Source organism: Microbispora sp. NPDC004025 (assembly GCF_053604425.1).
The window spans coordinates 633544-654334 of the sequence record NZ_JBSGHN010000004.1; the positions used below are offsets into that span (position 1 = coordinate 633544).

The following is a 20791-nucleotide window of genomic DNA, read 5'->3' on the forward strand; positions in this document are numbered from 1 at the left end:
GCGGAATCCACAGGACTTCGAGGCCGACAAGGGCAAGCCAACCGGAGCAAGCAAACATGAGAAGCCGGGGAAGGCGTCTCCGCGATCCCGTCCGGACACAAGCTGCCACAGAGACAGTCTGATCAGCAGGCTACGCGGCAGCCATCGGTGCGCGAGATATCTGCATGCCCTTCACATTCGCCGCACAATCCCTCCCCTCCCGTAGCAGCCAACCCGACACTCGTTTACCCCCCTAGACAGTTCCCGTGACGGACCGGCCGCCATTGTCTAGGGGGTGGACAAGGAGGTGGTGGACGATGGCACTGCAAGGACCCATCCCGATCAGCTTCGAGCTGCTGTTCCCGCACGGGTGCTACGTCGTGGGCGAGGTGACCGCGGCGAAGGACTTCGACGCCAAGCGGGACACCCAGGCCAAGGACAAGGTGACCGGTCTGCCGGTGTGGCAGGTCCCGGTGATGGACGCCGATCCCTCGCTCAAGGCCGCGCAGAAGACGGTGACCGTGAAGATCCTGTCGGAGGTTCAGCCGGTCGTCCCGCCGTCGCTGCCGGGCGTGCCGCTGGCTCCGGCCGAGTTCGAGGGGCTGGAGGTCAAGCCGTACGTGCATCAGGCGACGGGGCGGCTGGCCTACTCGATCTCGGCTCGGGTGATGCGGGCTCCCCGCACGGGGGCTGCCGGCAAGTCCACCAACGCGGCTGCGAAGGACGCGGCGTGATGGGGCGGCGGACGGTGCGGCCCTCGGCCGTGATCAGCCTCAACACCGGGTGCGGTGCCTCGGCCAAGACCATGCCGTACCCGGCCCGGACCCCGGTGCTGGCGCTGGACTTCGGCTCGACCTCGGTGCTGGCGCTGGACTTCGGCTCGACCTCGGTGCTGGTTAGCACCTCGGACAGTGACCAGGTCAGCCCGGCTGATGTCGAGTTCGCCCGGCAGCTCGCCCGTGAGGCGGCCTCGTTCGCCCGGTCGGTCGAGCGGCGGTTTCACGGCCTGGCCAACGGGCGCGGGGTGGCGTGATGGCACACGGTCCCTACACCTACGTGTCGATGTCGATCGACCCCGGCCAGCGTTCCCGCATCGGCATCTCGTTCTACGCCTCGATCACTCGGGCGCGGGCTCGGGTGCTGGAGTCCGGGCGGCCGTACCTGGTGCTGGAGTCCGACGAGGCGGACGTGACGGTCTCGTCCACCGGGGCCGGGCCGGTCACCGCCGAAGACCTGGACATCGCGCGGGAGATCTTCAACGCCGCCGCGCGGTACCTGGCCGACTGCGAGCGCCTGCACGCCGAACACATCCAGGCCACCGACACGGCGGCCTGACACGCAAGCGGGGCCGCTGGAAGCGGCAACTTCCGGCGGCCCCTCGGTCTCTCCCTGACTGCGCATCACAAGAGAGGAGTTCAGCTTATGCTCAAGCGCCTTCCCGGTGGCGAGGTGCGTAACCTCGTGTCCACCACTCCAGACACGGCGGTCGTGTTCAAACCGGCCGTCGTCCAGACTCCGGCGATCCTTACGATCCTGGTCTTCCTCGGCCGCTTGGTCGCCGGTCTCGTCCGTACCCTCGTCATTCACCCCATCGCCGTGGCGGTGCTCGCCGTGCCCGGGGTGATCTGGGTCCGGTACGGCTGGCCCGTCGCGGTGGCCGCCGTCACCATCCCCGTCTCACTGTTGTTCGGCTGGGTGCTGGCCGACCGGGCGTCGTTCGCCCGCTGGATCGGCTGGCGGCTGCTGGCCTTCTGGCGCCGGTTCTGGATCTACCGGCGGCACTGGCAACCGGTGATGATCGTGTCCGGGCTCGGCCGTCACCTCCAGGGCCGCGACTACCTGCCCCGCCTGCTCCGGGTCGAGTGCGACGGCTGGGCCGACCGCGTCACGGTGCGCATGCTGTCCGGGCAGGCCGTCAAGGACTGGGCCGACCGCACCGACCACCTCGCCCACGGCTTCGGCTCCCCCTCCTGCCGCGTCGCCATCGCGAAGGCCGGGCTGCTCGTGCTGACCTTCCCCCGGCGCGACCCGCTCGCCGAACCCCTGCCCGCCGTCCCGATTCCCGAGGCAGCGGAGGTTGGGCCGGTGGAGGTCGGACAGTGCGAGGACGGCACTCCGTACCGGCTCAAGGTCCACGGCACGCACGTCCTGATCGCCGGTGCGACCGGGGCCGGTAAGGGCTCGTGGCTGTGGTCGACCATCCGCGGCCTGCTCCCCGCGATGCGGGCGGGCCTGGTCCAGGTCTGGGCGCTCGATCCCAAGCGGATGGAGCTGTCGTTCGGCCGTTCTCTGTTCGGTGCCCGGTACGCGGCCGACCCGAAGGAGTGCGCCGACCTGCTCGACGAGGCCGTGTGCGTGATGCAGGAGCGGGCCGACCGGTTCGCCGGCCTCCAGCGCTCGCACACGCCGACCGTCGATGACCCGTTCGTCCTGGTGCTCGTCGATGAGGTCGCCTTCCTGACCGCTTACCAGTCCGACAAGCAACTCCGTCAGCGCATCACGGCGGCCCTCGCCACGCTCACCACCCAGGGCCGGGCGGTCGGCGTCGGCGTCATGGCCGCGCTCCAGGACCCCCGCAAGGAGGTCATGAACATCCGCAACCTGTTCCCCGACAAGATCGCCCTCCGGCTCGACGAGTCCGAACAGGTGGACATGGTCCTCGGCGACGGCGCACGTGACCGGGGCGCACTCGCCGACCACATCTCACCCGTCCCGGAGCTGGGCGCGGGCGTCGGCTACGTCCGGCTGGAGACCTCCGCCGAGCCTGTCCGGGTTCGGGCCGCCTACGTCTCCGACGCCGACATTCGCCAGATGGTCGCCGAGTACGGCGGTCGAAGCGAGGCCGCATGAACGGTCTGGCGCACTTCCTCGACGGGCTGCGCTGCTCGGTCTGCGGAGCGCTCAACGTCCTATGGCTCGACCCCATCCGCGGCCTGGTGGAGTGCCACGAATGCGGCCAGACCGCCCTCACCATTGCCGAGACCGCAGAGGAGGACAGTTGATCGACCTCACCGACACCCACCAGAGCGGGGAAGACCAGCCGACCTCCCCCGCTCGGCTCAACGACCGGTCCACACCCCGCGCCGTCCGCATGGCTCAACCGCTCGCGCGGGACGTAGTCGAGGAGATCGCCAAGCAGTACGGCGTGTGCATCCGCCCGGTACCGCTCAGGCGGCAGGACATCCTCACCGGCCAGGTCGAGGTCATCGACGTTCCCTGCGGGGCCACGTTGGAGAGCAAGTGCCCGCCGTGCGCCAAGCGCAACCGGCAGCTCCGGCGGGCACAGTGCCGGGAGGGCTGGCACCTCGACCACGAACCGGTGAACCTGCCCGACAACGCGGACGAGTATCAGCGGCACCTCGTGGAGCTGCGGGCCGATGCCCAGGCATGGCGAGATGAGGTGGAAAAGGCCGGCGGCGACACCACCGACCTCGATGCGGCCATTGAGGACCTGGACGAGGAGATCAACCGGGCAGGCATGCGCGGCAACGTCCTCGGCCGAACCTCCGGCAAGCGCTCGCGCTCGACCAAGCGGCGGCAGGACGCCCCGGACCTGCCCAAGCGGCAGATGACCAAAACCACGCTCGGGCGGACCTTCACCGGCTCGGACGGCAAGACCTACCGGCCCTCGATGTTCGTCACCCTCACCCTGCCCTCCTACGGGCGGGTGCTGGAGGGCGCGCCCCTCGACCCGGACCGTTACGACTACGGCCGTGCGGCCCGCGACGCGCTGCACTTCTCCAAGCTCGTCGACCGCTTCGTGCAGAACCTCCGCCGCGTGGCGGGCTATGACGTGCAGTACTTCGCCACGGTCGAGCCTCAGAAGCGGCTTGCGCCGCACCTGCACATGGCGATCCGCGGCACCCTGCCCCGTGCCGAGCTGCGGCAGATCATCGCCGCCACCTACCACCAAGTGTGGTGGCCGCCCATCGATGACGTGCGGTTCGAGGGGGACCACCTGCCGGTCTGGGAGGACGGGGCCGGCTACCTCGACCCCACAACCGGGGAAGTGCTGCCGACCTGGGAACAGGCCCTCGACGTTCTCGACCAGGACGACGAGGCCGAACCCCTGCACGTCCTGCGCTTCGGCGACCAGCTCGACATACAGAGCGTCCTCGCCGGAACCCCCGACGCCGACCAGCTCATCCAGTACCTGTCCAAGTACCTGACCAAGAGCCTCGGCGACGCCCTCGGCACTGACGACCCACGCCGCAAGGCACACGCCGAACGACTCCTCAACGCCCTGCGGTTCGAGCCGTGCTCGCCGACCTGCCCGAACTGGCTCCGCTACGGCGTCCAGCCCAAGGGCGCCAAGCCCGGCATGGCTCCCGGCCGGTGCAAGGGCAAGGCCCACAAGCCCGACCACCTCGGCTACGCGGGCCGCCGCGTCCTCGTCTCAAGGAAGTGGTCCAACAAGACCCTCACCGAGCACAAGCAGGACCGCCGCACCTGGGTCCTGGAAGCCCTCGGCGTCGAAGACGAGCCGGTCGACCCCCACCGCTACATCTGGCGCCCGGTCAAGCCCGGTGACCCCGACCTGGCCCCTATCGGCGTGCGGCTCCTGCGCTCGGTCCACGAACGGCAGCGCTGGCGCAACCACCTCGATCGGCTCCAAGCCGAGGCGGACGGACAAGATTTTTCGGCAACTGAAGGGAGGGCAGCGTGATGGACAGACTCTTCTACCGGCCCAAGGACGCGGCGGTCGTCCTCGGCATGAGCCGTACGGCGGTCTTCCGGCTGATCAAGAGCGGTGAGCTTCGCTCGGTCAAGTACGACGGATACCGCCTCGTCCCGGCTGACGCCCTTCAGGAGTTCGCCCGCCGTCTGAACGAGGCGGCGTGATGGCCGACCGCAAGCCGAACGGGCGATCGTCCATCTACCTTGGTCAGGATGGCTACTGGCACGGCTGGGTGACCCTGGGCATCAAGCCGGACGGGTCCCCCGACCGACGTCACCGGATGGGGAAGACGGAGGCGGAGGTCACGCGCAAGGTCCGCGAGCTGGAAGGCAAGCGCGAGACCGGGCAGGTCGCCAAGCCGGGCAAGGTCCCGACCGTCGCCGAGTGGATGACCGAATACCTCGACGTGATCTGTGACCGACTCGTGGCGTCGGGCAAGATGGCGCCTCGGACCCTCGACGACTACCGGTCCAAGACCCGGCACTGGATCATTCCGCTCCTCGGCCGTCACCGCCTCGACCGGCTTGCCCCTGAGCACCTGGACAAGGCGTACGCGACGATGCTGGAACAGGGCCGCTCGTCGAGCACGGTCCTCAAGGTGCACCGCATCCTGTCCCGTGCCCTGAAGATCGCCGTACGCCGGAACAAGGTCACAAGGAACGTCGCCACCCTCGTTGACGCACCCGTGGCGGCTGATCCCGACCTTGAGCCGCTGACGCGGAACGAGGCGCGCAAGATCCTGGAGGCGGCCAAGTCGCGCCGGAACGCGGCCCGTTGGTCGGTGGCCCTCGCCCTCGGCATCCGCCAAGGCGAAGCGCTCGGCCTCCGCTGGTCCTTCGTCGATCTCCAGACAGGTGTGATCAAAGCCTGGTATCAGGCACAGCGGTCACCGTGGAAGCACGGCTGCGACGACCCCCACAGGTGCGGCAAGGAGTGGCACCGGTGGCCGTGCAAGCCGCGGTGCAGGGTCCACAAGCACGACCCCGGCTGTCCACAGGACTGCACAAAGCGCGGCCACGTCTGCCCGACCCGCACATGCGCGAAGGACTGCACCGGGCACGCCGACAGGTGCCCGGAGCGTACGGGCGGCGGCATCGTCTTTCGGCAACGCAAGGGCCGCAGCCGACTCACGCTGCAGTGCCCGCCCGAACTGCTTCCGATCCTGCGGGAGCATAAGAAGCTCCAGGACGCCGAACGGGCGGAGGTCGGTGAGCTCTGGGAGGATCACGACCTTCTCTTCCCAACCCGCCGAGGCCGGCCGATGGAGCGCAGCGAGGACTACAAGATGTGGAAGGCCCTCCTGCGCCAGGCCGGGGTCAGGGAAGCCCGGCTCCATGACGCGCGACACACGGCGGGGACACTCCTCGTCGAGCAGGGCGTCCACATCCGGGTCGTGCAAGAGATCCTCGGCCACGCGCGAGTGACGACCACGGAGCGTTACACCCACATCGCCAGTCCCCAGGTGAAGGACGCCAGCGAGCGCATGGGGGGCGGCCCTGTGGGGCGAGGACTGAAAGCGCCCGCAACCCGAAGGCTGAGAGCAACTGCAACTAGAACTGCAACTAGAGGCCCTGTGGAGATCAAAAAGCCCCTCTCGCCGAAGACCGGCGAGAGGGGCTTTGAACTGCGGAGGCTCGGGGATTTGAACCCCGGATGGGCTTAAGACCCAAACCGCATTAGCAGTGCGGCGCCATAGACCTGACTAGGCGAAGCCTCCTGGTAGCGCGTTGCTCAGCACAGCGTACCGGCGATCGCCCAAGGCGGCAAAGCGGATTGCCCGTGCCGTGTTGGATCAGTCCTGCGAACTTATGAGGCGGGACGTTTGGACCGATGCACAGCCCTTATCCACAGGGTGTGGACAAGGGCTGTGCACAGGGTGTGGATATCGCGCCTCAGCCCGACACAGGCTACGCCTGGCGGATGGCCTCGCCCTCGATCTCGATCTTGACCTTCTTGCCGACGAGTACGCCACCGGTCTCCAGGGCCTGGTTCCAGGTCAGGCCGTACTCCTCGCGGTCGATCTCGGTCTCCGCGCCGAAGCCGAAGATCTCCTGACCCCACGGGTTGTTGGCGGCGCCGTTGAACTCGACCTTGAGCTCGACCTCCTTGGTCACGTCACGGATCGTGAGGTCGCCGACGAGCGTGAACTCGTTGCCCGACAGGCCGCTGACCCGCTTGCTGCGGAAGGTGACCTCGGGGAACTTGTCGGCGGCGAGGAAGTCGTCGCTCCGCAGGTGGCCGTCGCGGTCGGCCGCACCGGTCTCGATCGTGCCCGCCTTGATGACGACGTCGACGCTCGACTCCAGCGGGTTCTCGGCGATGACGATCTTGCCCTCGTAGTCGGCGAAGTGACCGCGGACCTTGCTGACCATCATGTGCTTGACGACGAAGCCGACGCGCGTGTGGGCCTTGTCCAGCGCGAACTCGCCGGCCGTCGGGACCTTCAGGCCCTCCCACTCACGGATGCTCATGGCTGCTCCCCTGATTGTTGCTGTGCGGATGTCTCACTCAGCAAATGTCTACCGGAAAAATATTCCTCGCGTCAACTATCGTGCCGTAGACTTGGACCATGGACCCATTCGACGACCCCCGGCTCACGGCGATGGGCCTGTTCGCGGAGGTATTCGCCGGGCTGTCGAGCAAGACCAGCCCGACACTGGCCGCCGCAGGACTTTCCGAAGTCGACTTCGAGACCTTGATCCGGCTGGCCCGATCGCCGGAGCGGCGGCTGCGGATGAGCGACCTCGCGGCGCAGACGTCGCTGTCCACCAGCGGAATCACCCGCGTGGTCGACCGCCTGGAACGTGACGGGCTCGTCGAACGGCATGCCTGCGCCAGCGACCGCCGCGCCTCCTACGCCGTGCTGAGCACCGCCGGAGCGGAGCGGCTGCGCATGGTGCTCCCCCAGCACGTCGAGGACATCGAGACCTGGTTCACCGGGCTGCTGACCGACAACCAGCTCGCCGGCTTCCTGGAGGCGCTGCGGGTGATCCGCGACGTCGTACGGCCCTGCGCGACGGCCGGCGTACGGGAGACGAGCAGGGCCCCGCGGGCCAAGACCGGCTGAGCCCGCCGGAATCGGGATTCGGGGGAACTGACCGGACGGACTGGCGTAAACGATCGATTTCTGGTGGACTCCGTAATTCAGGAAACGGCTCCACGACAGCCGACGCAGTCCCCCGTACCCGAGCCCATGGAGCGCCCGTGCGTTTCCCCTCACACGCACTCGCCGTCCTCGCCGCCGCGGCCCTCGCGGTTCCCGTCGCCGCTTCCACCCCCGCCTTCGCCGCGGCACCGGCATCTCCGAGCCCTAGCCCGAGTCCGAGTCCGAGTCCGAGTCCGACGCAATCGCAGACGCCCGCCGCGACCGGCACGAGCGTCCCGCAGCCGGTGGTCACCGTCACGAAGACGGTCACCCCCCCGGCGGCGATGCCCACGACGACGAAGACCACGAAGACCACGACGACACGGCCGAAGACCGTGCCGAAGGACGCCGTCCAGGTGACGGTGAAGAAGATCGTGGACGGTGACACCGCGGATGTCGTCACCACGAGCGGCCGGACCGTACGGATCGGCCTGCTGGAGGCGGAGGCCCCCGCCAAGGGCGTCTGCTGGTCCCCGGAGGCGACCGCCCGGCTGAAGGCCCTGCTGCCGCCCGGCAAGCCGGCGTACGTCCGGGCCGCCGAGCAGGTGCCCGAGCAGGAGCGCATCCTGATCTACGTGTGGTCGGCCAAGGGCGTCTACGTCAACGGCGACATGGTCAGGAACGGCCTGGCCCAGACGGTGAACTCCTTCCCCGAGCACAGCTACACCGAGTGGCAGTACTGGGAGCAGGTGCGCGCGCAGGTCGACAAGCTCGGGCTGTGGTCGGGCTGCTGGGCCGCCGACACCTACGACAAGCGCGGCGGCGTCCAGGCCCCGCCGGGAGCCGGCGCGGCGACTCCGGCGCCGATCGAGCCCGTGGACGCGTCCCCGGCGCCGCCCGGCACGACGTACTCCCTGGAGCCCATTCCGCCGGGCAGCACCGCCGGATCGGTCGCCGCGGTGCGGCCCTCCCCGAGCCCCGCGTCCAACTCGACGCCGAGTCCCACGCCCAGCGCCTCGCCGAGCCCAGGCGCCTCGGACGGGTCGCTCGACCCCAGGTACGGCACCTGCGAGGAGGCGAACGACGCCGGGTTCGGCCCATACCGACGCGGTGTCGATCCCGAGTACGACTGGTACATCGACCGCGACAGCGACGGCCTGGTCTGCGAGAGGTGACGCGGCGCGTCAGTTCACGCTCTTGCTCGCGTCGGGCACGACCATGTCACCGCGCAGTTTGGCCATGCCCCGCGAGACCGAGCTCTTGACCGTGCCCACGCTGATCCCGAGAGTCCTGGCGATCTCGGGCTCGGTCATGTCCTCGTAGTAGCGCAGCACGATCGCCGTACGCTGCCGCGCGGGGAGGCGGTCGAGCGCCTGCTCCAGCTCGTCGTACCGGTGCCGCGCGTCCTGCTGCACCGGTACGTCGGGCAGTTCGTCGGAGGGGTATTCCTCCAGCTTGCGCCGCCGCCACCAGGAGATGTTGATGTTCACCATCGCCCGTCGCACGTAGCCGTCGAGCGACGAGCGGTCGCGGATGCGGTCCCACGCGAGGTACGTACGGGCGAGGGCGGTCTGCAGGAGGTCCTCGGCGTCGCTGGGGTTCCCGGTCAACTGGTTCGCCACACGGAGCAGGGCCGCCCCGCGACACTGGACGTACGTGCGGAACTCCTCATGGTTCACGATCAGGGATCACCAACCCGGCCAGAGAGGCATCTCGTGCCAGAATCGCAGCCGCGCTCCCGGATCCGGCTGAACCGAAATCCAGGTTTCGCACCCGCGTGGGCAAAGACCGGGCAAGCCGGTGGCGGCCCGCTCGCGCGTGCTACACGTCCCGTCGGGCAGTGGTTTGCCCGAAACGGGTGGCAACGCCTTGCACCGGGAGGAGGAATATTGATCCCGGACGCCACCATCGCCCGGAAAACGACCTCTCCATCCCCGCCCGGCGTGTGAGGCTGGAGGACGTGGAAGGGGCGATGCCGAATCGGGCCGGAGAGCGACGGCGGAAGCTGGCGGCGGCGGTGCTCGGCCGTGACCCCGGGCCCGCGCCGCGGTCACCGGAGGAGACGACGCCGTTCGACGTGGTCAGCGGCGACCTGCTCGACGTGAGCCCGCACCTGATCATCCTGGAGACCCCCGGCGGCGAGCAGCGGCGCCTGGTCATCGCGCCGTGGGCGACCGCCTGGCGCGGGGGCACGGTGGCGCCCGCCGACCTGCCCGCCGGGTCGAGGGTCGTCGTCCGGGCGCTGCGCGGCGGCACGGTGGCCGAGCGCATCTGGGCCGACATCACCCGGATCACCGGCGTCATCCGGGAGGTCCACGGCCGCCGGGATCTCACGATCGAGCTCGACTGCGGTCCCCATCGCCGGGAACGCTCCATCGTCGTTCCGTACCGCTCCTCCGGGCGCATCCGGGTACGGCACCCCAAGCTGGAGCCGGGTTACCTGTTCGACGCCATCGGGCTGTCCGACCAGGGCGCGACGTTCGCGCACCTCCCGGCGACCTCGCAGCCGCCGTACCGGGCCACGGCCGCGCCCCCGTCTCCGCCGGCGTACGGAGGAGGCCAGGCGGGCATCTCGGGCACGGCGGTGTGGGCGGATCTTCCGGACTTCGCGGAGGAGGGCGTCGCGAAGGGTGTCGCCTACCCCATGCTCGAACGCGAGGACAGCGGCTGCGACGACGCCGGCGTCTCCTGCGCCGGCCTGCCGTACCTCGCGATGGGCTCGCTGCTGCGCGTACGCAACGTGTGCGACGGCCGGACGGACGCGCTGCCCATCGTCGCGTGCGGGTGCCTCACGGGGCGGTTCTGCGACCGGTGCCTGGAATGCGGCACATCCCCGCGCGGCCGGGTCGTGGAACTCGCCGCGTCCTCCTATGTCGCGCTCGGGGGAGACTTGACCAAGGGCTGCTTCAACGCCCGCGTCGGATTGGGGTGACCGGTGCTTTCGACCATCGCGGCTGCCGCGCTGCCGATCCTCGTGGTGACACTGGCGCTGGGCGCAGTCACCAAACTGGCCACGGCCGGGCGCGAGGCGTCGCCCGGCGTGCTGGCCCGGCTCGGCCCGGCGGTGCTCATGCCCGAGCGCCTCGCCAGGCCCGCCCTGTACGTCTGTGCCCTGGTCGAAGTCGCGCTCGCGACCGGCCTGCTGGCCGTGGATCACCCGGCCGCCCGGTGGCTGCCGGTCGCGTTCTTCGCCGTGGCGACGTACGTCCTGTGGGACCTGCGCAGGCGACGGCCGGACGCGGGGTGCGGCTGCTTCGGTGAGGTGAGCGCCGCCCCGGTCGGGCTGCGGTCGACGGGCCGGGCGGCGGCGCTGACCGCCATGGCGGCCCTCGTCGCGGTCCAGAACACCACGGGGCTGCCCGCCCTCACCGGAGAGACGGCCGCCTGGGCCGGCGGAGGCGTCGTCCTGCTGCTCGCCCTCTCACCCGAGATCAACGAGATCGTCTCGCGCCTGCGTCACCGTGTGCCGTGCGAGCAGCGGCCGATGCCGCCCGGGCGTGCCCTGTCACGCCTGCGGGCCAGCGAGACGTGGCGGGCCCACGCCGGGTCGCTGCGGACGGACGAGCCGTCCGACATGTGGCGTGAATTGTGCTGGCGCTTCTTCGTCTTTCCGGTCCAGGGCGACGCGGAGGTCGTCTTCGCCGTGCGTCTCAGCGGCCGCCGCCCCGACGTACGCGCCGCCGTGGTCGGCGCCGACGGCCACCTGACCTCGGCCGATGAGCGTGGCGATGCCTCTCTGCGGGAATCTACGCCTGTATCGGCCTGACGCTATACATACGTAGATTCCCGCATCGAGGTCTTTTACTTCAGCTCTCTACGGCTCTCTAGCTTCCCCTCTAGAAAGCCGTAGAGAGGTCGATGGGCGCGCCGCTCAGAGCGGCTGCGCACGAAGGAACCTCCCGAAATGCGGAACGGTGAACCCGATCACGCCGCGCTCCGCGCTGTAGATCAGGCCCTTCTTGATCAGGCTGTCGCGGGCCGGGGACAGGCTCGACGGCTTGCGCCCCAGCGTCTCGGCGACCTCGGCGGTCGGCACCGGGTCGTCGCCGAGCTGGGCCATGGCGTGCATGTAGTCCCGCTCGGCGGGCGTGGCCCGCTCGTATCGGCTGCCGAAGAAGCCCACCGCCAGCTCCTCCTCGGCCTCCGGGGCGGACACCTTGATGTCCTCGGCCGTGATCGGGCTGCGCGGAGCGAGGTCCCAGGCGACCTTCCCGTACGCCTGGACGAAGTAGGGGTAGCCGTCGGCCGCCTCGTACAACGCGTCGAGCGCGTCGGGCGTGAACTCGACGTCCTCACGGGCGGCCGGGGCGATGAGCGCCAGGTCGGCGGCGTCCCGGTCCAGCCGGTCGATGCGCGCGTACCGGAACAGCCGCTCGGAGTAGCTCTTGCTCGCCGACAACACGCTCGGCAGGTGGGGCAGGCCGGCGCCGACGACGATCAGCGGGCCGCCGTTCTGCGACAGCTCGTGACAGGCCGCGCACAGGGCCGAGACGTCCGGCGCCTGCACGTCCTGCATCTCGTCGATGAAGAGCGCGATGCCGACGCCGAGGTCCGTCGCGACGCCCGCGGCGTCGACGAACAGCTCGGTCAGGTCGATCTCCAGGTCACCCGAGTCGGCCCGGCCGCGCGCGGCGGGCACGTCGATGCCGGGCGACCAGTGCGAGGTGCCCTTCGCGGCGGCGGGATCGCGCATCGCGAACGCCTTGAGCACGCCGAGGAACTCCTCGATGCGCTCGGGAGCGCGGTGCCGGGGGGCGAGCTCCCTGATGGCCATGTGCAGCGCGGCCGCCACCGGGCGGCGGATCGACTGGTCGGGCCTGGCCTCGATCTTGCCGGTGCCCCACAGCCGCTGCATGGCCATGGACTTGAACGTGTTGAGCAGGACGGTCTTGCCCACGCCGCGCAGGCCGGTGAGGACCATGCTGCGCTCGGGGCGGCCCCGGGCCACCCGCTCCAGCACGATCTCGAACTGCTGCAGTTCGCGGTCGCGGCCAGCGAGTTCCGGGGGGCGCTGGCCGGCGCCGGGGGCGTAGGGATTGCGCACGGGGTCCACGCTCTCGGACTTTATGACGGGATATAGCGGCCGTCGTAGATTTCCGTAGAGAGCGCTACGGCGTGTCGCCCGGCGCGGCCGCGGCACGCACCGCGCGGCGGCGGGCGGAGCCTGGGCCGGGACGACCGGGACGACAACGGGCGGAGCCGGGGAGGGCACGACCGGATCGTCGGTCACGGGAACGGCGGCAGCCGGAACCGGGGCGGCGGACACCGTGGGCACAGCCATCACACACCCCTTACCTGGCAGGACTCGACCGAACCCGTGTTCGATCCGATGGGCATGACTGTAGCGCGTCATCGAACACCTGCGCGAGCTTTCCGCGAAAGCTCCGTCAAACGCCGTCGTTCGGCGACACCCTGCTGGGGTTTCTGTGGTCCGGCCGGTCTAGCTTCACCAGTCCCGTTCGGCGAGCCTCACCCACATGTCGGGCTCCCCGTTGATCGCTCTGGCGTCAGGCAGCCGCAGACCCGCGCCCGCGCAGCAGTACGCCAGGGCCTCGCCGTCGTAGAGATACTCCATGAGGATTTCAGCGGTCGGTTGCTCTGGATCCGGACTGCCGCCGCCGGGGTGGGTGTCCCACTCCACGATCTCGCCGTCCCTGGCGACGCTTCCCTGGTTTCCGCTCTTGGGATTGGCGAACATGGCGTAGCAGACGGTCCCCGCCGACAGGCGCTCCGTGACGCCGGGCGTGGACGGTCCATATCCCCACGGCTGGCTGACGACGCAGCCGCCGGGCACATCCGTGATCCCGACGATGTCGAGGCTCTCGTCCATGTAGGACCAGGGGTCCTCCGCGATCTCCTCGACCTCGGCCGCGTCGGCCGGGACCGCTTCCAGGCGGCGCACCGCTTCCGCCGCGCTGATCCCGGCGACACATGCCAGCCCCATGCCGTCGTACTCGAATTCCCCCAGGGCGGCGATCATCCGCCGAGCTTCGGCCACGGCGGCGGCCTCGGCATCGGACAGGCCGGGCCTGCCGGCGAGGTCGCCGAACAGGCCGGGGGTCGGCGTTGCCAGGCTCAGCCGTCCGGGCGACCAGCCGTTCATCATCGGCCGCCACGGATCGGCACCGGCCTCGGCCAGGATCCGGGCGTTGTCCGGACGGTTGGCGAAGACGGCCGTCCACAGTGCCGTACGACCCTCGTGCTCGGCGTCCACGTCGTCGACGCGCGCGGCCAGCTCCGCCACCACATCGGGAGAGCCGCATTCGGCCGCCCTGTGCAACGGCGGCCCGTAGTAGACGTCGCCCGAATTGGGATCGGCGCCCGCGTCGAGCCGGGCGCGGATCAGCCGCAGACTCTTCCAGGCGTCCCAGCCGATGCCGGACCAGTCTGCTTGGGCGACAGCCATGATGCTCCCTCGGTGAGTAGGTACGCCGATCATGGCGTGGCCCACCGACAATTTCGCCTGGCTACGCGCTCCGGCCCGTCAACGAGGCACTGGCTGTGCGCTCCGAACCGTCAACGAGGCACGTGCGGGAACACGAGGGCCGCCGCGGCGGCCAGGGCGATCAAGCCCAGGTAGGCGAGGACGAGCCGGGTGTCCCTGAGATAGCACTTGCTCCTGGTGAGCCCGGCGCGGCGGGCCCGCCAGTATCCGGCGAACCCCAGGGCCGCGAAGCCGAGCACGGCCCAGGCTCCGAACAGCCAGGCGAGCAGGGCCACCGTCGCGTAGACGCACAGCTTCAGCGGATCGTACGGCTTGGCCTGCCCGCCCTCGGACGCCTGGGCCGCGAGGGCCTGCTCGTACGCGACCCCCGTCGGGCCTGTCTCCCCGTCGCCGGGCTCCCCGCGCGGGAGGCTCACGTGAACTCCAGCAGCGGGAGCCGTACGCCGGGGTCGGCCACGGCGACGGCGGACAGGCGCTGACTCGCGAGCGCCGGCCACGCCTGGACCGCGCAGAACGGCGCGCACTGGTCCTGGTCGGAGCGGGTGCCGACGTGGACGCAGCACTGGACCAGCCGCTCCTCCAGCATCGTGGACATGTCCATGAAGGGCTTGATCGTTATGCGCACGACCCGTTCGCCCAGCAGCCGGCGCAGCCGCTTCCTGCGGCCGGGCAGGGCCGATGACGCGAGCGTCAGCAGGGTGGTCAGCCCGAGGTCGCAGTTCTCGCAGATGTCGCGCCAGACCTTGCCGATCTCGGGGTGCGACAGCGACGACTGCTCCGACAGCAGGCCGAGCAGCGACTCCTGCACGGCCATGCGGAGCTGGCGGGGGATCTCCGCGTCGGCGATGCGGTTGGAGACGAGCCCGAGGTTCGCCTTGAGGCGGTCGTGCCCGATCAACGCCGTCAGCGAGCGCCACTGGTCGGCGTCATCCTTGATCATGTAGCCGACCGAGCAGCAGTGCGGATGCGAGCAGGGCAGGGCGGTCAGGTCACGCCAGGTGACGAGGCCGTCCGTCTGGGGGCCGAGGCGCTTGAGCACACCGGTGTGGGTGAGCCGCTCCATCGGGTCGATCACCCCGGACCGCCCCGACCCGAACTGCGGCTGGATCGACACGCCGCCGACGTACGGCGTCTCGAGGGCGAGGCGCACCACGTCGCCGATCTCGCCGTCGTTCACTCCGAGGGCGGCCGTCATGACGAGCGTGGTGAAGATCTCTCGCTCCGACAGGCGCCGCAGCGCCTCCGCCTTCTGCCGCCGCAGGTCACCGCCCCGGTGATGCCGGGACGCCTCGGCCGACACGCCGTCGTACTGCAGGTAGACCTCGACGCGCTCGCGGTGCTCGGTGAGCAGGTCGAGCAGGGCGTCGTCCCGGGCCACCAGGAGGCCGTTGGTGTTGATCAGGATGCGGGTGACGGGCCGGGCCGTCAGCTCGGCTAGCAGCTCGGGCAGGTCGGGGTGGAGGGTCGGCTCGCCGCCGCTGAGCATGAGCACGTCGAGACGGCCGTTCTCCCGGGCCAGCCGCTGGTCCACGTTGGCGAGCACCTCCCGGACCGGCACGATTCCCCGCAGGTCGGGCGAGGAGTCGGTGAAGCAGGTCGGGCAGCGGAGGTTGCACGCCTCCGCCACGTCCTCCAGGAGGATGCAGGTGTGCTGGGTCTGCATCTCCGGCAGTCCCCGCAGGTACGCCTCCGGGACCGGGTCGAAGTTCCCGGCGACGTCGGGCAGATGCGCTTTGGTGGGAGCGGTCCACTCCTCCAGGTAGGCGAGGATCTCCGGGTCCTCGTCGTAGAGGGTCCTGACCATGCCGTGGCTCCGGCAGCCGCGCTCCAGGTAGACCCGCCCGTCGCGGGCCGCGAGCCAGCCGGACAAGCGGGGCACCTCCGCCAGCGGGCGGTCCGGCCGCTCGTCGTGGCAGCGGGGGCAGAACGCGTTGACGTAGCGGAGGATGCGGTCACCCCGCAGGGGCATTCCCGTGCTCACAGGGCACCGTCCGTGTACAACGAGGGGTTGACGCCGGTGCAGAAGCCGGCGGTGAAAATCGTCATGAGCGCCCAGCCGATCATCAGGCCCAGCCCGAGCCCCCGCGACCAGGGCCTGCGCAGGAACAGCAGCAACGCTCCGCCGCCGAACGCGATCGCGGCGAGGATCAGGGATCCGCCGATGAGCGCGATGTTCTTGTTGTCGCTCGCGACTCCGTCCGCCGCCGCGAGGGTCGCGAGGAAGAGCACGAAGTTGATGACCACGTAGGCCACGATCCCCACGAACGTCATCGCGACGACCACGGCGGTCGAGTTCTGCGACGCAGGCGGTCCGTACGGCCCACCCGGGCCGTAGGGCGGCGGCGCACCCCACGGCGGCGGGCCACCCGGACCATGCGGCGGCGGGATGCCCGGCCCCTGAGGCGGTGGCGGCCCAGGGGGGCCGTATGAGGGCGGCGGACCACCCGGGCCGTACGACGGCGGTGGGCCGGTCGGCCCCTGGGGCGGTGGCGGGTTGGCCGGACCGTGCGGCGTGCCGGAAGGCGGCGGTACCGGCGGACGCCCGGAGGGATCGCCCTGCCGCGGATCACCCTGCGGCGGATCGCCGTGCGGCGGATCGTCCGGCGGCCTGGAAGGATCGCCGTGCCGCGGGTCGTCCGGCCGCTCGGGGGGCTCGGGGGGTGTGCTCATCTCTCCTCCTCGCCCGCAGGCGACAGCCGGGCGCCCAGTGACAGAGGTCGCCGCTCGCCCCGGCGGGGGAGCAGCCGATCGTAGTAGCCCTTGCGATATCCGATCCCGAGGCGGACGGCGAGGAGCGCGAGGCCCGGGACGAGGAACCACTGCGGGCGGGTCAGGTCGAGCCAGACCGTCTCGTTCGCCCTGGTGAACTCGACGAGGAACCGGAAGGCGGCGTACGCGCCCAGATACAGGGTGAACAGCTCTCCCGGCCGGTCGACCCGGCTCCGGGCCCACAGCAACGCACCGAAGGCGGCGAGCTGGAAGACGGTCTCGTACAGGTACGACGGGTGCATGGCCTGCCCGGTCACGCAACCGGGGCACTCCGGCACGGTGGCGGGTGCGTGGACACCCCAGGGAAGGCTCGTGGGACGGCCGGGGGCCTCCGTGAGGAAGCAGCCGACGCGGCCGACGGCCATGCCGAGCGCGACCGCGGGCGCGAACAGGTCGCCGGTGCGCTCCCGATAGCCGATCAGCCGTTTCGCGACCAGCACCCCGACATATGCGCCGGTCAGGCCACCGAGGATGCTCCGGGCGCCGAACATCCACGCCTCGACGAGGCCGGGGTTGAGCGCGAAGTCGAGATGCTCGGCCCACCCGGACAGCCGCATGCCTATCGCCCCGCCGACCAGCGCACCGGTGACGGCGACGAGGGACTCCTCCCGCAGGGCTCCCCGGCGCCGTGCTTCCAGGACGAACACCACGCTCGCGAGGATCACGCCGAGGCCCACGAAAAACGCGTGGGTCGGCACGGTCACCCCGCCGAAACGCAGTTCCTCAAGCACGACGCCACCCTAGCGGCGGCGCACGACGATTCCGATCGTCAATTCGTACGGCTTGCGCCCCTTCCATATGTGGATTCCGGTTCTATGCGGCGAGCGTTGACCGCCGAACTTCATCCACAGGAATCCCCTTGTCCACAGGAGTGTCGCGCGACCGCCGTCGCATGTCTCGTCCACGGGTAGCCTGCGCCTATGACCTCCTTGTGGAATCGCAGGTCAGTGGTAGTGATGGCGGCTCTCGTCGGGATGACCGGCTGCGGCGGGGCCGGCGACGCGGGCGCGTCCGCCACCGCCCGGACCCGGGTGTCCGCGACCGCCCCGGCTGCCCCGGCATCGGACTCGCCCATGCCCACCGCCTCCTCGGCCGCGCCGGTCACGTCCGCGCCCGTCACGCCCTCGGCCGCGCCGGTCTCGCCCACGCCCGAAACCGGGCCCACACCGAGCCCGAGCGGGCCGCCTCCCTTCTCCGCGAAGATCGAGACGGTGACCCGCGACGAGGTCCGGCACTCGTGGCGTCCGGGCTGCCCGGTCCCGCTGAGCGGGCTACGCAAGATCACGATGACCTACTGGGGCTTCGACGACAAGGCGCACACCGGCACGCTGGTGGTCAACAAGAAGGTGGCCGAAGACGTGGCCTCCGTCTTCGCGAAGCTCTACGAGCTTCGCTACCCCATCCGCCGGATGGAGCCCGTCGACGTCTACAAGGGCAGCGACTACGAATCCATCGAGGCCGACAACACCTCGGCCTTCAACTGCCGCAACGCCACCGGATCCGGCAGCTGGTCCAACCACGCGTACGGCCTCGCCGTGGACCTCAACCCCCGGGAGAACCCGTACGTCTACGCGAACGGCTCCAACGCCCACCGCAACGCGGACGCGTTCGTGGACCGGCCGCTCAAGAAGCCGGGCGTGATCAACAGCGGAGACCGCGTGGTGCGCGCCTTCGAGCGGATCGGCTGGGGCTGGGGCGGCTCGTGGTCGGGCGCCAAGGACTACCAGCACTTCTCCGTCAACGGCCGCTGAGACCGGTGCCGCGCAAGCCGCCCTGCGGGCCCCGCCCATCGCGTACGGCGCGGTGGGCGGGGCCCGCCGGTGACCCTGTGAGAGGCCGGCAGGGCTGAGCCGTAGTCCGCCGGGGAGCCCATGCCGGTGACGAGACGACCGGTTACGGCGTGACCGGCCTGCCGCCGAAGGTCACGACAAGATGGCCGTCCGAGGCGAAGGACCAGCCCATGGCGCCGGCGTAGGAGGAGCACCGGGACCCGTTCGAGCCGGACCAGAACTGGTTGGAGCTGTCGGCGTTACCGACGGTCTTGTCGTTGGACCCGCTGCCGCTGCGGCACGAGGTGTTGTTGCGGAACACCGAGGTGCCGGCGTCGAAGGAGAAGTTGCGCTCGACGTTGTCGATGCCGACGTTGTTCGAGATCGACATCGTGCCCGGATTGCTGTTGTAGGTGAACCCGTGGTGGCCGTTGCGGTAGGCGATGCTGCGCCGGACGATGTGGTTGACGGATATCTTGTCGCCGCCGAGCTTGTAGCCGTTACGGTCGCCGGCGCCGGCCTGACTGCCGTCGGTGAGGGTGCCGTTGTTGTAGGACAGGGAGTCCTCGATGGTCACCGGCCCGATGGCTCCGGTGTCCGTCTTGGTGTAGAGGTCCCAGCCGTCGTCGATGTTGTTGTGGGACACGTTGTAGCGGAAGACGTTGCCGGTGCCGGTGGTGAGCTTAGCGGCGAAGCCGTCGGCGTCCTCGCCGTCGGAGTCGGCGTTGTCGTGCGACTCCGCGCTGAGGATGAGGTTGTTGGACGGCCACTGGTCGCGGGGGGTGTCGGAGGCGATCCGCCCGAGCTGCAGCCCGGTGTCGCGATTGAACCGGGTCACCGTGCGTTCGATGACGTTGTTGCTGCCGCCGACGTAGATCCCGTTGTCGCCGGCCCGCTCGACGACGATGCCGTACACATGCCAGTACGAGCCGTTCACGACGAGTCCGCGGTTCGACGAGGACTCGCTCTGGGCCGAGAAGTTCAGCACCGGAGTCTCACCGGGGTAGGCGGACAGGGTCTTGCGGGCGTTCGACGTGCCGTTGTTGCCCGGTGCGATGGTGATCGTCTGCGCGAAGGCGTACCGCCCGCCGCGCAGGTAGATCGTCCCGCCGGGGGCGACGCGTGTGAGCGCCGACGTGAGGGTCGTCGGGTCGGACTGCGTCCCCGCCGCACCATCCCTGCCGTTCGGCGACACGTACACCGCACCACTCGACGGCGTCGTCGAGGGTGAGGGCGAGGGCGAGGGTGACCGCGTGGGGGTGGGTGAGGAAGGCGAGCGTGTCGGGGTGGGCGACGGGGTCGGCGACGAGGTGGTGGCAGAGCCGGTGCAGGTGACGCCGTTGAGCGTGAACGAGGCCGGCTTGGGGTTGGACCCCGACCACGAGCCGTTGAACCCGATGGACACGGACGCCCCGGCACCGATCGCGGCGTTGTAGTCCACGTTCGTGGCCGTGACGTTCTGCCCGCTCTGGCTGAAGGTGGCCGACCAGCCCGTGCCCACCTTCTGACCGCTGTCGGGGAAGGCGAATCCGAGCGTCCAGCCGTTGATCGCGTCGCCCAGGTTCTGGATCGTGACGGCGGCGGTGAACCCACCCGGCCAGTCGTTGGTCGTGTAGGTCACGGCGCACCCGGTGGCGGCCTGCGCCGTTCCGGCGGTGGCCACGCCGGCCAGAGCGACGACTCCGGCGAGGGCGCTGATCACCCCGGCACCCGTTGTGGTTCTGCTTCTCAAGACCGAACTCCTTGCAGGTCGCGCAGGGCCCCTGACCGAGGAATGACTCCCCGACCCCACAAGGGTTTTCGTGCACCTGAACTGGATTCACCCACAGGAACACCGCGCATCAAGCTACGACCCCGCCGATCGCCGGTCAACGCCGGGCCGCGGCGGCTTTCCGCCCAGGGCGCCCTCACTTGCGCAGGAATCGCTGGGAGACAGGAACGGGACTCCGGGACCGGCTGAAACGTTCAGGCGGGAATTCCGAGACGGCAATCGCCGGCGAACCCGGCGTTCATCGGGCCGCCGCCGAAAAGGTTGCCGCCCAGCCCGGACCTGCCGTCGCCAGACC

Annotated in this window: 22 protein-coding genes and 1 tRNA gene; 13 read left to right on the plus strand and 10 right to left on the minus strand. The window is 70.1% G+C overall.

Features of this window, described 5'->3' with window-relative positions:
* Nucleotides 1–296: 296 nt before the first annotated feature.
* The 8 genes from ACWEQG_RS14995 to ACWEQG_RS15030 all read left to right on the plus strand — a co-directional run bounded on the left by ACWEQG_RS14995 (nt 297) and on the right by ACWEQG_RS15030 (nt 6320).
* The gene (locus ACWEQG_RS14995) at nt 297–713 is read left to right on the plus strand and encodes a plasmid replication, integration and excision activator (RefSeq protein ID WP_452284946.1); all 417 of its coding nucleotides are present in this window, start codon (nt 297–299) and stop codon (nt 711–713) included.
* A complete protein-coding gene (locus tag ACWEQG_RS15000; RefSeq protein WP_452284948.1) occupies nt 713–1012 on the plus strand; it encodes a hypothetical protein in 300 nt (99 codons plus the stop codon). Before ACWEQG_RS14995 ends, ACWEQG_RS15000 begins: the two co-directional genes overlap by 1 nt.
* Nucleotides 1012–1314, plus strand: coding sequence for a hypothetical protein (locus ACWEQG_RS15005; protein WP_452284950.1), 303 nt, complete (start codon nt 1012–1014; stop codon nt 1312–1314). Before ACWEQG_RS15000 ends, ACWEQG_RS15005 begins: the two co-directional genes overlap by 1 nt.
* 87 nt (nt 1315–1401) lie before the next feature.
* A complete protein-coding gene (locus tag ACWEQG_RS15010) occupies nt 1402–2829 on the plus strand; it encodes an FtsK/SpoIIIE domain-containing protein (protein ID WP_452284952.1) in 1428 nt (475 codons plus the stop codon).
* The gene (locus tag ACWEQG_RS15015; RefSeq protein WP_452284954.1) at nt 2826–2981 is read left to right on the plus strand and encodes a hypothetical protein; all 156 of its coding nucleotides are present in this window, start codon (nt 2826–2828) and stop codon (nt 2979–2981) included. Before ACWEQG_RS15010 ends, ACWEQG_RS15015 begins: the two co-directional genes overlap by 4 nt.
* Nucleotides 2982–3070: 89 nt before the next feature.
* Nucleotides 3071–4645, plus strand: coding sequence for a replication initiator (locus ACWEQG_RS15020; RefSeq protein WP_452285117.1), 1575 nt, complete (start codon nt 3071–3073; stop codon nt 4643–4645).
* A complete protein-coding gene (locus ACWEQG_RS15025; protein ID WP_405396592.1) occupies nt 4645–4821 on the plus strand; it encodes a helix-turn-helix domain-containing protein in 177 nt (58 codons plus the stop codon). Before ACWEQG_RS15020 ends, ACWEQG_RS15025 begins: the two co-directional genes overlap by 1 nt.
* Nucleotides 4821–6320: a tyrosine-type recombinase/integrase gene (locus tag ACWEQG_RS15030; protein WP_452284956.1), complete on the plus strand. Its 1500-nt coding sequence runs from the start codon at nt 4821–4823 to the stop codon at nt 6318–6320. The genes ACWEQG_RS15025 and ACWEQG_RS15030 overlap by 1 nt, the downstream gene beginning before the upstream one ends.
* Here the strand turns inward: ACWEQG_RS15030 and ACWEQG_RS15035 are convergent.
* Nucleotides 6285–6374 (minus strand) — tRNA-Ser (locus ACWEQG_RS15035). The two genes, ACWEQG_RS15030 and ACWEQG_RS15035, sit on opposite strands and share 36 nt — an antisense overlap.
* 190 nt (nt 6375–6564) lie before the next feature.
* A complete protein-coding gene (locus ACWEQG_RS15040; protein WP_169984049.1) occupies nt 6565–7128 on the minus strand; it encodes a YceI family protein in 564 nt (187 codons plus the stop codon).
* Between the two features lie 98 nt (nt 7129–7226).
* Here ACWEQG_RS15040 and ACWEQG_RS15045 point away from each other — a divergent pair, with 98 nt between their 5' ends.
* Entirely contained in the window at nt 7227–7724 is a 498-nt protein-coding gene (locus ACWEQG_RS15045; RefSeq protein WP_452284958.1) for a MarR family winged helix-turn-helix transcriptional regulator, read from the plus strand.
* A gap of 323 nt (nt 7725–8047) precedes the next feature.
* Nucleotides 8048–8917, plus strand: coding sequence for a thermonuclease family protein (locus ACWEQG_RS15050; protein WP_452284960.1), 870 nt, complete (start codon nt 8048–8050; stop codon nt 8915–8917).
* A 9-nt stretch (nt 8918–8926) separates the two neighbouring features.
* Here ACWEQG_RS15050 and ACWEQG_RS15055 read toward each other — a convergent pair whose 3' ends face one another.
* Entirely contained in the window at nt 8927–9427 is a 501-nt protein-coding gene (locus ACWEQG_RS15055) for a SigE family RNA polymerase sigma factor (RefSeq protein WP_452285119.1), read from the minus strand.
* 287 nt (nt 9428–9714) lie between these two features.
* On the opposite strand from ACWEQG_RS15055, the gene ACWEQG_RS15060 reads away from it, so the two are divergent.
* Nucleotides 9715–10674, plus strand: a complete 960-nt coding sequence (locus tag ACWEQG_RS15060) for a hypothetical protein (RefSeq protein ID WP_452284962.1) — start codon at nt 9715–9717, stop codon at nt 10672–10674.
* 3 nt (nt 10675–10677) lie between these two features.
* Nucleotides 10678–11508: a MauE/DoxX family redox-associated membrane protein gene (locus ACWEQG_RS15065; RefSeq protein WP_452284964.1), complete on the plus strand. Its 831-nt coding sequence runs from the start codon at nt 10678–10680 to the stop codon at nt 11506–11508.
* A gap of 105 nt (nt 11509–11613) precedes the next feature.
* Here ACWEQG_RS15065 and ACWEQG_RS15070 read toward each other — a convergent pair whose 3' ends face one another.
* From ACWEQG_RS15070 to ACWEQG_RS15095, 6 genes are all read right to left on the minus strand, one after another.
* Complete coding sequence (locus tag ACWEQG_RS15070; protein WP_142567879.1) at nt 11614–12795, minus strand: ATP-binding protein; 1182 nt, start codon at nt 12793–12795, stop codon at nt 11614–11616.
* Between the two features lie 393 nt (nt 12796–13188).
* Complete coding sequence (locus ACWEQG_RS15075) at nt 13189–14148, minus strand: ankyrin repeat domain-containing protein (RefSeq protein ID WP_452284966.1); 960 nt, start codon at nt 14146–14148, stop codon at nt 13189–13191.
* 110 nt (nt 14149–14258) lie between these two features.
* Nucleotides 14259–14603: a hypothetical protein gene (locus ACWEQG_RS15080; RefSeq protein ID WP_452284968.1), complete on the minus strand. Its 345-nt coding sequence runs from the start codon at nt 14601–14603 to the stop codon at nt 14259–14261.
* Nucleotides 14600–16168: a radical SAM protein gene (locus ACWEQG_RS15085; RefSeq protein ID WP_452284970.1), complete on the minus strand. Its 1569-nt coding sequence runs from the start codon at nt 16166–16168 to the stop codon at nt 14600–14602. The genes ACWEQG_RS15080 and ACWEQG_RS15085 overlap by 4 nt, the downstream gene beginning before the upstream one ends.
* The gene (locus ACWEQG_RS15090; protein ID WP_363464207.1) at nt 16165–16458 is read right to left on the minus strand and encodes a hypothetical protein; all 294 of its coding nucleotides are present in this window, start codon (nt 16456–16458) and stop codon (nt 16165–16167) included. Before ACWEQG_RS15090 ends, ACWEQG_RS15085 begins: the two co-directional genes overlap by 4 nt.
* Before the next feature lie 395 nt (nt 16459–16853).
* The gene (locus ACWEQG_RS15095; RefSeq protein ID WP_452284972.1) at nt 16854–17687 is read right to left on the minus strand and encodes a prolipoprotein diacylglyceryl transferase; all 834 of its coding nucleotides are present in this window, start codon (nt 17685–17687) and stop codon (nt 16854–16856) included.
* Nucleotides 17688–17912: 225 nt separating this feature from the next.
* Between ACWEQG_RS15095 and ACWEQG_RS15100 the strand changes: the two genes are divergently transcribed.
* Nucleotides 17913–18707, plus strand: coding sequence for a M15 family metallopeptidase (locus ACWEQG_RS15100; protein WP_452284974.1), 795 nt, complete (start codon nt 17913–17915; stop codon nt 18705–18707).
* Nucleotides 18708–18849: 142 nt separating this feature from the next.
* Here the strand turns inward: ACWEQG_RS15100 and ACWEQG_RS15105 are convergent, their stop codons facing one another.
* Nucleotides 18850–20457 (minus strand): cellulose-binding domain-containing protein, encoded by a 1608-nt coding sequence (locus ACWEQG_RS15105; RefSeq protein WP_452284976.1) that lies wholly within the window; start codon nt 20455–20457, stop codon nt 18850–18852.
* Between the last annotated feature and the right edge of the window lie 334 nt (nt 20458–20791).